This window comes from Streptomyces sp. NPDC003247 (genome assembly GCF_042888135.1).
Taxonomy (GTDB): domain Bacteria; phylum Actinomycetota; class Actinomycetes; order Streptomycetales; family Streptomycetaceae; genus Streptomyces.
Genome location: NZ_JBIAPF010000005.1, coordinates 164152 through 177495 on the forward strand (window position 1 = coordinate 164152; position 13344 = coordinate 177495).

Sequence of the window (13344 nt, forward strand, 5' to 3'; positions counted from 1 at the left end):
GCGGCCCCCACGTCCCGGCGGGAACGCCTCGACGGTTCCTCCCAGAGCCGGGAGGGCCGAGAGCCGGGAGGGCGGGGAGAACCGGCGGGGCCGGGGGGCAGGGGGGCAGGGGGGGCCGGGGGAGTTGGCGGGGCTGGGGAGCCGGGGGAACCGGGGGAGCCGACGGGGCCGGGGGAGCCAGGGGAGTCGGCGGGGCCGGAGGAGCCGGGGGAACCGGGGGAGTCGGCGGGGCCGGGAGAGCCGGGCGGTACCGGAGCGCACGCGTCCGGAGCCGCCCGGCCGGCGGAGCACCCTCAGCGCACCACGCTGAGCGACAGCGCGAAGCGCCCCGCGCCGTCCGTCCACCAGTGGGTCAACTCCAGCCCCGCGGAGAGCAGTTCGGCCCGCACTCCCTCCTTCCGGAACTTGGCCGACACCTCGGTGCGCAGCTCCTCGCCCGCGGCGAAGTCGACGGCGAGGTCGAGCGCGGGGACCTTGACGGTCTGCGCGGTACGGGCCCGCAGCCGCATCTCGATCCACTCGTTCCCGGCGTCCCAGAGGGCGACGTGGTCGAAGGAGTCGGGGGCGAAGTCGGCGCCCAGTTCGCGGTTGACGACGGCCAGGACGTTCTTGTTGAACGCGGCCGTCACCCCGGCCGCGTCGTCGTAGGCCCGCACCAGCACCCGCTCGTCCTTCACCAGGTCGGTGCCGAGCAGCAGCGCGTCCCCCGGAGCCAGCAGGGCGCGGACCGAGGCGAGGAAGAGCGCCCGTTCGCCGGGCGGCAGGTTGCCGATGGTGCCGCCGAGGAACGCCAGCAGACGCGGGCCCGGTGTGGCGGGCAGCGTCAGCGGGGCGGTGAAGTCGGCGATGAGCGCGTGCACGCCCAGGCCGGGCCGCTCGGCGATCAGGGCGTGTCCGGCCCGGACGAGGGCGCTCTCGCTGACGTCGACGGGCACGTACGTGTGCAGGCCGTCCAGTGCCGCGATCAGGTGGCGGGTCTTCTCCGAGGAGCCCGAGCCCAGCTCGACGAGGGTGCGGGCGCCGGCCGCCGCGGCGATCTCGGCCGAGCGGTCGACGAGGATCTCGCGCTCGGCCCGCGTCGGGTAGTACTCGGGCAACTCGGTGATCCGCTCGAACAGTTCGCTGCCGCGCGCGTCGTAGAACCACTTCGGCGGCAGGGTCTTCGGGGTGGCGGTGAGGCCGTCGCGGACGTCGGCGCGCAGCGCGGCGTCGGTGGCGTCCTCGGGGAGGGTGCGGGTGATCTGGAACGGGCTCACGGGCAGGTCTCCTCCGGTGATGGGGGTCCCCCCGGTCGAGCGGGGCCGGGAGTGGGGGAGGGCGCCGCGTCCGTGTCCGGGTCCTTGAGCGGGGTGAGCAGGACCTCGGTGCGGCTCGCGGTGAGCAGGGTGCGGTCGGGGACCTCCTGCCAGCGGGGATCGTCGTCGTGGGGCTCGGAGGCCACGACCGCGCGGCCGGGCCCGGCCAGGTACCAGAGGCTGTCGCCCCAGGCCGTGGCGGTGATCGTCGTGCCGTTGGTGAGCAGCAGGTTCAGGCGGGAGCCGGGGGCCGCTGCGGCGACCTCCTGCACGGTGTCCGCCAGCGCCTGCCCCTCGGTGTCCCCGGCGCGCAGCCGGGCGAGGACCAGCGCCCACACGAACGCCGAGTCGTTGCGCGCCTCCATCGACAGCACGTCGGCCGCGGACAGGCCCCGGACCAGGGGCGTGAGGGAGCCGGGCCATCCCGGGACCGCCCCGTTGTGGCTGAACAGCCAGGGCCCCGCGGCGAACGGCGCCGCCGCGGCCTCCGCGTCCGCCCCGGCCAGCGTCGCGTCCCGGACGGCGGCCAGCAGCGCGCCGGAGCGCACGACACGGGCCAGGTCGGCGAAGGACAGGTCCGCCCAGATGGGGCCGGCCCGGCGGTAGCGGGCCGGCGCCGGATCGCCCTCCGCGTACCAGCCGACCCCGAACCCGTCGGCGTTGACGGTGCCGTGCCGCTGCCGCCGGGGCGCCCACGACTGGCGGTACAGCGCGTGCGGGGGCTCCACGAGGAGCCGGCCCAACGGCTCCACGGGGCCCACGCACGCCACGTGACGGCACATCAGACGTCCCCCGACCGGGCGGTGCGGAAGCCGGAGAATATCTGCCGCCGCACCGGGTGGTCCCAGTTGCGGAAGGTGCCCCGGCAGGCCACCGGGTCCACCGCGAACGAACCGCCGCGCAGCACCTTGTGGTCGGACCCGAAGAACACCTCCGAGTACTCCTTGTACGGGAACGCCCGGAAACCCGGGTAGGGCAGGAAGTCGCTCGCGGTCCACTCCCACACGTCGCCGATCAGCTGCCGCACCCCCAGCGGCGACGCACCGGCCGGGTAGCTGCCGGCGGGGGCCGGACGCAGGTGCCGCTGGCCCAGGTTGGCGTGCTCGGGCGCGGGGTCTGCGTCGCCCCACGGGTAGCGCGTCGAGCGGCCGGTCGCCGGGTCGTACCGGGCCGCCTTCTCCCACTCGGCCTCGGTGGGCAGCCGCCGCCCCGCCCACCGGGCGTAGGCGTCGGCCTCGTACCAGCACACGTGCAGCACCGGCTCGTCGGGCGGTACGGCCTCGGTGACGCCGAAGCGGCGGCGCAGCCACTGCCTGCCGTCCCGCCGCCAGAACAGCGGGGCCCTCAGGGAGTGCCGGCGCACGTGCGCCCAGCCCTCCCGGGTCCACCAGCGTGCGTCGTCGTACCCGCCGTCGTCGATGAACGCCTGGTAGGCGGCGTTCGTCACCGGGACGGTGTCGATGAAGAAGGGCGCGACCTCACGGGCGTGGGCCGGGCGTTCGTTGTCCAGCGCCCACGGCTCCTCGGACGTTCCCATGGTGAACGGGCCGCCGGGGACGAGGACCTCGGACGGGCCGGTGAACAGCGGGACCGGGTCCGGGTCGGGGGCGGTGAGGGCCTGCGGGCCCTTGCGCAGCTGATGGGTGATCAGCATGGTCTCGTCGTGCTGCTGTTCGTGCTGGGCGATCATGCCGAAGGCGAAGCCGGCCTCCGTCAGCCGGGTGCCGTGGAAGTCGGCCGACTCCAGGACGTCCAGGGCCCGCCCCCGCACCTCCGCCGCGTACCGGCGGGCCTCGCCGGGCGGCAGCAGCGGCAGCGAGGGCCGTTCGGCGCGCGGGTGCTCGAACGCGTCGTACAGGCCGTCGATCTCGGGGCGCATCGCCTCGCGGCCGGCCACCGCGCGCAGGAGCCACAGCTCCTCCTGGTTGCCGATGTGCGCGAGGTCCCACACCAGCGGGGACATCAGCGGGGAGTGCTGGGCGGTGAGGTCGGGGTCCTCGACGCAACTGGTCAGGAGTGTGGTGCGGGCACGGGCCGCGGTGAGCGAGGCGAACGCCCGGTCGCGGAGCGCGGCGGCGTCGTGGACGGGACCGTGGCCGGTCCCGTCCGGGGCGGTGTCGGTCATGAGCGGATGTCCTTCCCGTGCGCGGTGGGGGCTTCCCCGGCCGGGCCGGGCCCGGACCCGGCGAGGTCCGTGCCGCGCAGGCGGTCCAGCTGGTCGTCGGCGGGGCAGCGGCCCGGCAGGACGTAGCGGTCCCGGAAGGCGGTGACGGCCTCCGTGACGGCGGTGGTCGCGCCGATCCGGGGCAGGGCCTCCAGGGCCGCCGCGAAGCAGGCGAGGGCCGCCTCGTGCAGCTCGCCGTCGGTCAGCCCGGAGCGGGCCGCGTCGAGCCACAGCGGATTGTGCGGGGCGGGCCGGGACAGCGCCCGTTCCGCCAGCGGCTTGACCGTGCGGTAGGCGCTCTCGGCGGCCTGCGGGTCGTCGAAGAGCGCCGTCGTCACGGCGACCGGCACGATCCAGCCGTCGTCGCCGGGCTGCGCGTCGATCATGCGCAGCTCCAGGTGGCCGCGCGGTCTGACCGGCGGGAACAGCGTGGAGACGTGGTAGTCGAGGTCCGCCCGGGTGGGCGACCCGGTCCGGGTCCACTCCCGGAACGTCATCCCGTCGGGCACCTCCCAGGGCCCCTCCTCGCACCGTACGCACATCACCGGCGCGTCCAGGACGTGCCGGGCCCAGGCCCCGCGGGGCTCGGTGTCCGGGGCGGGCGCGCCCGCCCGCCCGGCGCCTATCTCCATCCACAGCAGCTGCCGTGTGGACCGCCAGCCGGTCGGGGCGCCGCGGAGCAGCGGGGAGTTGGCGAAGGCGGCGACGAGCACCGCGCCCAGGGTGTGCGCCAGCCACCAGCGCCGCCCGAGCCCCAGCGGGCCGGGTTCCTCGTACCCGGCGTCCAGGCAGACCTGCACGGAGGCCGAGGTGCACATCATGGCCCGCCCGGCCGGTCCGGTCCGGTCGAGGTACGTCTCCATGGCGTCGTAGCGGGGTTCGCGCAGGAACCGGCGGGGCGCGTGCCAGGGGTCGGTGCCCAGCCCGGAGAGGGCGAGTCCCGCCTCGCGCAGGACCGCGCGGACGGCGTCCAGGTCGGCGGAGAGGGTGTCGACGCACTCCATGAGGGAGGCGGCGGGCGGCGAGCTGAGTTCCAGCTGGCCACCGGGTTCGACGGTGAGGGCCGACCTCAGGGGGACGTTCCGCAGGGCGGCGTAGGCCGCCTCGAGTCGTTCGGGTGTCACGGGGAGCCGCGGCGCGCGCAGCTCGTGGACGAGCCATTCCAGTTCGGCCCCGACGGTGCGCGGCGGGCCGGTCTTGAAGCAGATGCCCCTGACCAGGGCCTCCACCTCGGCTTCGGTGAGGGCGGTACGGGGCTCCGTACAGCCACCCGCGGACGGATCGCTTGAAGTGTCGGACATGTCGGGATCCTCCTGAGATTCCACCATGTCGCCGGTCCGGTGTCGGTGGGACCGGACCGGCATCGTTCGTCCCACCCAAGCCTCTCTGCCGGATTCACACAAGGGTGCACAACGGCACGATCGGGACCGGGAAGCGCCGGTTCCGCGCCGTACGGCGCAGCGGGAAAACTCCGTTGCGCCGTACGACCAGCATCGCTCACGATGCGTCCATGAGCACGACGGGGGAGTCGCACCCGCGAACGACGGGCGCGACGCACGGTACGGGGGAGGCCGCACGGCGCGGGCTCACGGCGCCCACGGGGGTGGCGCCGTGAGCGCGCGCCTGCGCGGTGTCGCCCGCGAGAACGAACGCGTCGTCGCGGCGGGCGGGTACCGCGCGCCGGACGGGCGCGAGGTGTCCCTGGCGGCGGCGGTCGCGGCCGCCCGCGCCGGGACGCGGATGCTGGGACCGGACCCGGTCCCGGTGCCCGACGCCCCCGACGCGGACCCGTTCGTCGAGGTCACCGGCGAGAGCAGCACCGAGGCGGCCCGCCGGCTCGCGCCGGACGGCCCGGTCGCGGTGCTGAACTTCGCCTCCGCCCGGAACCCGGGCGGCGGCTACCTCAACGGCGCCCAGGCCCAGGAGGAGGCCCTGTGCCGGGCCTCCGCGCTGTACACGTGCCTGATCGAGGCCCGCGCGTTCTACGACCACCACCGCGCCCACCGGGACCCGTTCTACTCCGACCGGGTGATCCACGCGCCGGCCGTGCCCGTCTTCCGCGACGACCGGGGGCGCTTCCTCGACGAGCCGTTCACCGCCGGCTTCCTGACGGCGGCCGCGCCGAACGCCGGGGTGGTGCTGCGGACGGCGCCGGAACGCGCCGCCGAGCTGCCCCGCGCCCTGGCCGTGCGCGCCGAGCGCGTGCTGGAGACGGCCGCCGCGCACGGCTACCGGCGGCTGGTGCTGGGCGCCTGGGGCTGCGGGGTCTTCCGCAACGACCCCGCGCAGGTGGCGGGGGCGTTCCGGGCACTGCTGGCGCCGGGCGGGCGGTTCGGCCGGACGTTCGCGCACGTGGTGTTCGGCGTGCTGGACCGGACGCCGGGCGGTGTCGTGCGAGGCGCCTTCGAAAGGGTTTTCGAGGGCCGCCCGTAGCGTGTTTGGGCCGGCCATGGCGTGACCAGGGCCGGCCGTGGACCGACAGGGCCGGCCGTGGCGTGACAGGGCGAGCCGTTGGTGCCTCGCGTCCGGCCGTAACGCCTCAGGTCCAGCCGTGCGCGTCAGGCGTCAGGCCGAGCCGTCCGTGCGCGTCAGGCCCAGCCGTCCGTGTGTGTCAGGTCCAGCCGTAGCGTTCGTGGAGCCGGTGCCGGACCAGGTTGAACCGCATGCGGTCCAGGGCGCAGGCCTCCCGGCGCATACCGTCCTCGTGCAGCCGCAGCACCCGGTCGACGTCCACCCAGGAGTCCCGCCCGGACCGGTCCCAGGGGCCGCTGCCGATCGGCACCCAGTCGCGGCTGCCGTCGTGCCGCTTGCTGGACAGCTGCACGGCCAGGAAGGTCCCGGCCGCCTCCCGGGCGACGACGAGCACCGGGCGGTCCTTGCCCCGCCCGTCGTTCTCCTCGAAGGGCACCCAGGTCCAGACGATCTCACCGGGGTCGGGGTCCCCGTCGTGCGCGGGGGAGTACTCCGTGCGCACCCGGCCGGTCTCACGGGGGTCGGCCTCGGTGGTGGCGGACGGGCCGAAGCGGCCCGGGACGTTCTCTTCGGTAAACGCGGTCACGGTGGCACCTTAGAGGGCGTCGGAGAGGGGGCGGCGGCCGGGAGGACATGGGCCCTCGACGGTGACGGCCCCGACCGTGACGGCGCGTCACGGTCGGGGCGGTGCACGCGCAGGCCGCCCCGCGCGCCCCCCGCGCCCCGCGTGCGCCGCCCGCGCTCATCCGGCCGTCGTGACCCGCTCCGGCTCCGGCTGCGGCGGCCACAGCTCGTGCCAGCGCAGCTCCGCCTCCAGTTGTGCGGCGAGGGACAGCAGCAGCGGCTCGCTGTGCGCCGGTCCGAGCAACTGCGCCCCCACCGGCAGTCCGCCGGGCGCGAAGCCGGCGGGCACGTTGACACCGGGCCACCCGAGGACGTTCCACGGCCAGGCGTACGGGCACGCGGCGATCATCGCGCGGTCGGTGGCGAACCCGCCGAGGTGCAGCATGGCCCCGATCCGGGGCGGGGGAGCGGCCGTGGTCGGCGCGAGGACCACGTCGTACGTCCGGAAGAACGCGCCGATACGGCGGTGCAGGGCCGCCTCCGCGCGCCGGGCGGCCCGCAGCGGGGCCCCGCCCAGGAGCCGGCCCAGCCGGGCCGCGCCGTGGGTGCGCCGGTCGAGCAGTGCGGGGAAGGGCGCCTCGGCGACCCACTCGGCGATACCGGCGGTCGCCCGGGGCACGAACGTCAGCCCGATCCGCCCGTACGGCGGGTCGGCCTCCTCGACGGTGTGCCCGAGACCGGCCAGCCGGTCGGCGAGTTCGACGATCCGGGCGCGCACCTCGGGCCGCAGCCGGGCGGGGAAGGCGGTGAACGGGGGTTTCAGGGAGAGGGCGATCCGCAGCCGGCCGGGGTCGCGGCCGACGGCGGCCGAGGCCTCGACGGCGGGCGGCCGGTGCGGATCGAGCGCGTGGTTGCCGCTCGCCGCGTCCAGCAGCAGGGCCGCGTCGGCCACCGTGCGGGCGAGCGTGCCGTTGACGGTGATGCCCTGGAAGGACTCGCCGCGCGGCCAGGTCGAGATGCGGCCGCGCTGCGGTTTGACGCCGACGAGGTGGGTCCAGGAGGCCGGGATGCGCACCGAGCCGGCGCCGTCGGAGCCGAGCGCCGCCGGCACCAGACCCGCCGCGACCGCGGCCGCCGAGCCGCCGGAGGAGCCGCCGGGGGTGTGGTCCGTGCTCCAGGGGTTGCGGGTCGCGCCGAAGGCCGGGCCCTCGGTGAACGGCCACTGGCCGAGTTCGCAGGTGTTGGTCTTGCCGACGATCACGGCACCGGCCGCGCGCAGCCGGCGGACGGCCTCGCCGTCCTCGGCGGCCACCGGGTGGGTGCCCCGGCAGCCGAAGGCGGTCGGCTCGCCCGCGACGTCCGTGTCGTCCTTGACGGCGACCGGCACGCCCAGCAGGGGCCTGCGCGCTCCGGCGGCCAGCTCCCGGTCCGCCGCGTCGGCCTCGGCGAGAGCGGCCTCGGTCCGTACGACGCGGAAGGCGTTGAGGACGTCCTGGGTCGCCTCGATCCGGGCCAGGGTCCGTTCGACCAGGTCGCGGGCGGACACCTCCCCGTCGGACAGCGCACGTGCGGTGTCCGTGAGGCCTGCGGAACGGTCGAGCGTCATGCGGGACACCTCCGGGAGCACGTCGTCTACCGAACGGTAACCTCTGGCGGGGGCCGACGGAACGACCCTCGGACGGCGGCGGGTTCGGCGGCGCGGCGGCCGTCGGCGGCGGCTGGGGCACCCGCGAGTGGTGCCGGGTGCGGTGGCGCGGCGGCTGCCGGACGGCGGCGGGTTCGACGGCCCGGCGGCCGACGGACGGTGGCGGGGCCACCCGCGAGTGGCGCCGGGTGCGGTGGCGCGGCGGCTGCCGGACGGCGGCGGGGGCCCGTTCGTGGGATGCCCGCGTGTTCCTGCGCAAGGCATTGACGGGTGGGGTCCTCGCCCCTACCTTCTGACCGATTTTCCGAACTCGGTTCGGCATGTCGAACTCACGAGCCGTTGGGAGAGCCGCCCATGACCACCCTTCCGCCCGCTCCGTCCCGCCGCACCCTGCTGCGCGCGATGGCCGCCGTGCCCGCCACCGCGCTCGTCCTGGGCGAGACGCCCGGCCTGCTCGGCACCGCGCTCGCCGCGGCCCCGCCCGGCGGCTCGGCCACCCGCTACACCATCGTGCCGTTCCTCGACAGCGACGACGGCACCGTGAACGTCTACGAGTCCGACGACGCCACCGACTTCCGGCTGGTGAAGTCCTCCGCCTACACCCCGCCGGCCGACCGCATCCGGGACGCCAGCGTCCTCAAGCACACCGACGGCGCCTACTACCTCACCTACACCACCCACACCTGGCAGGACGTCAGCACCACCATCGGCTTCGCCCGCAGCACCGACCGGGTCACCTGGACGTTCTTGTACGACCACACCGTGCCGATCACCAACCTCTCCCGTGCCTGGGCGCCGGAGTGGTTCGTCGACGGCGACGGCAGCGTCAGCGTCATCGTGTCCTGCTCGACCACCGACGACGAGTGGATCTTCACCCCGTACCGGCTGAGGGCCACCGACTCCGCCCTCACCGCGTGGAGCGCGCCGGTCGCCCTGGCCGGCATCGGCGAGAACCACATCGACACCTACGTCGTGCGGATCGGCTCGACGTACCACGCCTTCACCAAGAACGAGACGACCAAGTACATCGAGTACGCCACCGCCACCAGCCTCACCGGCCCCTACACGATCTCCCGCACCGGCGACTGGGCGGGCTGGGGCAGCTACCGCGAGGGCCCCGCGCTCGTCCAGCTCGACAACGGGGCCTGGCGGATCTTCTTCGACGGCTACGGCGACGGCACCTACTACTACAGCGACAGCCACGACACCTTCGCCACCTGGAGCACCCCCGCGGCTCTGCCGACCGTGTCGGGCACCGCACGCCACTTCACCGTCCTCAAGGAGACGGTGTCCGGCGGGGTGAGCGTCACGAAGAACGTCACCCGCTCCTTCCGGTCGGCCAACTACACCACCCGCTACTGGCAGGCGCAGTCCGCCCTGCTCAACCTGCCGGTCGTGAGCGCCTCCAGCACGGCCGCCGAGAAGCAGAACGCCACCTTCACCGTCGTGCCCGGCCTGGCCGACGCGAACGGCTGCTCCTTCCGCGACGCGGCCGGCAACTACCTGCGCCACTACGCCTTCCGCGCCCGCTTCGACGCCCACGACGGCACGACGACCTTCGCCCAGGACGCCACGTTCGTCGCCCGCACGGGCACCGCGAGCGGTTCCGTGCGCTTCGAGTCGTACAACTACCCCGGTTACTACCTGCGCCACTACGACTACCAGCTGCGGGTGGAACGGGCGGACGGCACGGACCTGTTCCGGCAGGACAGCTCGTTCGTGCCGGTGACGGCCTGGGCCTGAGCGGGCGACGACCGCCGGTCCGCCGGAGATCCGTCGGAAGCGCGGAGATCCGTCGGAAGCGTCCTAAGGCTCCGCGGTGAGGCGCACCAGCAGGACGGCGGGGGCGCGCGGCAGTGACACCCGTAGTGCCTCCCCGTCCCACACCGCCGCACCGGCGGCCGTGGTGGACGGGTGCAGCACCTCCACGCGGACCCGCCGGCCCGCCAGGTGGCCGACGGGGATCCGCCGGGCGGCCTCCCCGCCGCGGCGCCACACCGACAGGTACGACGTGCGGCCGTCGGCCCCGCGCATCCCCAGGGCCGGCCAGGGGTCCGTCCAGCCCGGCAGACCGAGCGGCCAGAAGGGCACGGCGTGGGCCAGATCGCCGCGGATCGCCTTGTACGTGTCCACCGCGTCCCGGACCAGCGCGAGCTGACGTTCCGACATCCGGTCCAGACGGCCCGACAGGTGGACGCGGCCGAGCAGGGCGCCGCCCAGCGTGAAGGCGATCAGGTCGTCGTCGTACTCGGGCTGCGGGTAGGCCCAGACGGCGCCCTGTTCGGGCGGGACCGCGGTCGGCGCGGCGGCGGCGACGGCCGGGTAGCGCAGGGGATCCTGCTGGTCGCTGGTGGACTGGAGCTGGGCCACGGCCAGGGTGGCGCCGTCCATGCGCATACCGCCCGAGGCGCAGTTCTCGACCACCAGCCCGGGGTGGCGGTCCAGCGCGTGGGACAGCCAGTCCAGGTACGCGCGGGCGTGGCCCAGCAGCCCGGCGCCCGGTGAGAGGTCGCCGGGGGCGCAGGTGCCCGGGTCGACCACGATGTTGTAGTCCAGCTTGAGGTAGCCCACGCCCCAGTCGCCGACGATCCGGTCCACCGTCCGGTCGAGGTGGGCGCGGGCCGCCGGGTGCCGCAGGTCCAGCTGGTGGCGGCCCTGCTCGACGAGGCGCACGCCGTCCCGCTGGAAGAAGGCGTCCGCCGGCAGCACGGCCGCGACCGGACTGCGCACGCCGACGACCTCCGGCTCCAGCCACAGCCCGGGAACCATGCCCCGCTCCCGGATCCGGTCCAGGACGACCCCGAGACCACCGGGGAAGCGGCGCCGCGAGGGCAGCCACTCGCCGACGCCGTCCCACCAGCCGCCGTCCGCCGAGTCGTCGTACCAGCCGGCGTCCACGCAGAAGAACTCCGCGCCCGCCCGGGCCGCCGCGTCGACCAGCGGCAGCAGCTTCGCCGTCGTCGGATCGCCCATCAGCGTGTTCATGTAGTCGTTGAAGACGACGGGGAGCGCCGTGTGGTCCGGGTGCGGGCGGCGGACGGCCCGGCGGTACGCGGTCAGCGCGGCCATCGCCCCGTCGAAGCCGGAGCCTAGGGCCAGGACGCCGGACACCGTGGTGAACTCCGCGCCCGGTGCGAGCCGGATGCGCCACTGGTGCTCCGCGTCCGTGGGACCGTTGAGCGCCAGGTACGTGCCGTGGGCGCGTTCGCCCAGGTCCCAGCGCCAGCCGGCCGGCGACTCGATCTGCCACAGCCACGTCCGGCCGCCGCCCCGCTCCGTCAGCGCCCCCATCGGCAGATGGCCGTCGGTGGGCCAGCTGCCGCGGCCGGTGAGGACGCGGGCGGCCCGGCTGTCGTGCTGGTGGGCGTCGGCGCCGATGTCGGCGACGGCGGAGCGCAGCGGCTCGGTGCGCCAACGCGCCTCCGCGAGCCAGTCGTTGCGGGCCAGCAGCAGGTCCAGGGCGTCGGGGGAGGGCAGGCCGCCGAGCAGCAGGCTGCTGACGGACTGGACGACCAGGGGCTGGGTCCCGTCGTTGCGGAGCCGGACCCGGGAACGCAGCACGGGCAGCCCGCGGGGGGACGTCAGCTCGACGAACGCGGTCAACCCGGTGCCGGGGTCGTGGAGTTCGACGGTCAGCCGGTCCCCGTCCGCGTGCCGGGCGGCGCGGTGACCCCGGTGGCGCAACCGGGTGCCGAGGGCGCTGCCCGTGAAACGCGGCCCGGACCAGCCGCTGCCATGGCCGAGCGCGGTCAACTCGACGAGCGGGAGGGCCTGTTCGAGGGGGACGGGCTCCGACGCGTCGCCGGGGCGGGCCAGCCGCGTCAGGCGCAGCGTGCCGTCGGGGGCGGTCGCGAACCTCACCTCCAGGGCGTCGTGGCCCCAGCGGACGTCGGGCGCCCGGGATTCCTCCCGCCGGCCGGGGCGGCAGCCGGATCCGCCCCCCTGGTCCCCCTCGCCCCGGATCCCGCCGTCCGCCGTACCGGTCAACGTGTCCCCCTCGTCCCTCCTCGAAGCCGACCGCGGGGATCCGCTCGACGGGCCGCGGTCCCCGCTGTCGTCACGTGCCTTGACGGCCCTCCATGTGACCGGTCACAATCCTGGCATGCATGTGACCGGTCACACAAGGCGCCCGGCGAGCATCAGGGACGTCGCGGCCGCCGCCGGTGTCTCCTACCAGACCGTCTCCCGGGTGATCAACGGCCACCCCAGCGTCAGCCCGGACACCCGGGAACGGGTCGTCGCGGCGATCGGCACGCTCGGATTCCGGCGCAACGCCACCGCGCTCGCCCTGGCCGGCGGACGCAACCGGGCCGTGACCGTCCTCACCGCCCGCACCACCCCCTACGGCCACGCCTCGCTCCTCGAAGGCATCGAGGAGGCCGCCCGCGCCGTCTCCTACACGGTGGGCATCTCCGTCCTCGCGTCGGAGGAGGACTCCGCCGTCGCCTCCGCGGTGCGGCGGGCCGCGGACACGGGCGGCGGGCTGATCGTGATCGCCTACGACCCGGCCGGGGTCCGGGCCCTCGCCGCCCTCCCCGCCGACCTGCCGGCCGTCGGCGTGGTCGAGACCCCCGCGCGTCCGCCGGCCGACGGCCTCCGCCGGGTGTGGACCGACGACCGCGAGGCCGCCCGCCTCGCCACCCGCCATCTGCTCTCCCTCGGCCACGAGACCGTCCACTACGTGGCCCTCCCGTCCGGCACCCGGCGCACCGGCGCCCGCACCGCCGGCTGGCGCGCGGCGCTCAGGGAGGCCGGAGCGCCCGAGCCCCGCCCGGTGCGGGGCGGCTGGGGGCCGGCGGACGGGCGCGCCGCGGGCCTGCGCCTCGCGCGGGACCCGGCCGTGACGGCGGTCCTGTGCGGCAACGACGACCTCGCGCTCGGCGTGCTCCGCGCCCTGCACGAGTCCGGCCGGTCCGTACCCGGCGAGGTCAGCGTGGCCGGCTTCGACGACGCCCCGCACTCCGCCTGCCTGACCCCGTCGCTGACGACCGTGCGCCTGGACTTCACCGGCCTCGGACGGACCGCCTTCGCCCGGCTGCACGGCCTGATGGAGGAGTCCGCACCCCGCACCCCGCACCCCGCCCCGGTACCGGAGCTGGTGGTGCGGGAGAGCTCGGGACCACCACCCGTACGCCCTCACCCGCCCCTCCCGTGACCTCACGCGTCCCTCCGGTGACGCCTTCCGTCCCTCCGGTGACCACACC

At 75.5% G+C, this 13344-nt stretch carries 10 protein-coding genes; 3 read left to right on the forward strand and 7 right to left on the reverse strand.

What is annotated here, in order from left to right:
- Positions 1-293: 293 nt before the first annotated feature.
- The 4 genes from egtD to egtA are packed head-to-tail and all read right to left on the reverse strand — an operon-like array spanning position 294 to position 4760.
- Positions 294-1256 carry an L-histidine N(alpha)-methyltransferase gene (egtD, locus tag ACFYWQ_RS18290; protein WP_389517702.1) on the reverse strand — a complete coding sequence of 321 codons (963 nt, stop codon included), beginning with the start codon at positions 1254-1256 and terminating at the stop codon, positions 294-296.
- A complete protein-coding gene (gene egtC, locus ACFYWQ_RS18295) occupies positions 1253-2077 on the reverse strand; it encodes an ergothioneine biosynthesis protein EgtC (RefSeq protein WP_389517704.1) in 825 nt (274 codons plus the stop codon). The genes egtD and egtC overlap by 4 nt, the downstream gene beginning before the upstream one ends.
- Complete coding sequence (egtB, locus tag ACFYWQ_RS18300; protein WP_389517706.1) at positions 2077-3420, reverse strand: ergothioneine biosynthesis protein EgtB; 1344 nt, start codon at positions 3418-3420, stop codon at positions 2077-2079. Before egtB ends, egtC begins: the two co-directional genes overlap by 1 nt.
- Complete coding sequence (gene egtA / locus ACFYWQ_RS18305; RefSeq protein WP_389517708.1) at positions 3417-4760, reverse strand: ergothioneine biosynthesis glutamate--cysteine ligase EgtA; 1344 nt, start codon at positions 4758-4760, stop codon at positions 3417-3419. The genes egtB and egtA overlap by 4 nt, the downstream gene beginning before the upstream one ends.
- A 310-nt stretch (positions 4761-5070) precedes the next feature.
- Here egtA and ACFYWQ_RS18310 point away from each other — a divergent pair, with 310 nt between their 5' ends.
- Positions 5071-5892, forward strand: coding sequence for a TIGR02452 family protein (locus tag ACFYWQ_RS18310; RefSeq protein WP_389517710.1), 822 nt, complete (start codon positions 5071-5073; stop codon positions 5890-5892).
- A 178-nt stretch (positions 5893-6070) separates the two neighbouring features.
- On the opposite strand, the gene ACFYWQ_RS18315 is transcribed toward ACFYWQ_RS18310, so the two are convergent.
- Both ACFYWQ_RS18315 and ACFYWQ_RS18320 read right to left on the reverse strand, forming a co-directional pair.
- Positions 6071-6517, reverse strand: a complete 447-nt coding sequence (locus ACFYWQ_RS18315) for a type II toxin-antitoxin system PemK/MazF family toxin (RefSeq protein ID WP_389517712.1) — start codon at positions 6515-6517, stop codon at positions 6071-6073.
- A 156-nt stretch (positions 6518-6673) separates the two neighbouring features.
- Entirely contained in the window at positions 6674-8101 is a 1428-nt protein-coding gene (locus tag ACFYWQ_RS18320; protein ID WP_389517714.1) for an amidase, read from the reverse strand.
- Positions 8102-8494: 393 nt separating this feature from the next.
- On the opposite strand from ACFYWQ_RS18320, the gene ACFYWQ_RS18325 reads away from it, so the two are divergent.
- Positions 8495-9883, forward strand: a complete 1389-nt coding sequence (locus ACFYWQ_RS18325; RefSeq protein WP_389517716.1) for a glycoside hydrolase family 43 protein — start codon at positions 8495-8497, stop codon at positions 9881-9883.
- A 63-nt stretch (positions 9884-9946) separates the two neighbouring features.
- Here the strand turns inward: ACFYWQ_RS18325 and ACFYWQ_RS18330 are convergent, their stop codons facing one another.
- On the reverse strand, positions 9947-12127 hold the full coding sequence (locus ACFYWQ_RS18330) for an alpha-galactosidase (RefSeq protein WP_389517718.1): 2181 nt from the start codon (positions 12125-12127) through the stop codon (positions 9947-9949).
- A 115-nt stretch (positions 12128-12242) separates the two neighbouring features.
- Between ACFYWQ_RS18330 and ACFYWQ_RS18335 the strand changes: the two genes are divergently transcribed.
- Complete coding sequence (locus ACFYWQ_RS18335; protein ID WP_389517720.1) at positions 12243-13295, forward strand: LacI family DNA-binding transcriptional regulator; 1053 nt, start codon at positions 12243-12245, stop codon at positions 13293-13295.
- Positions 13296-13344 lie beyond the last annotated feature (49 nt).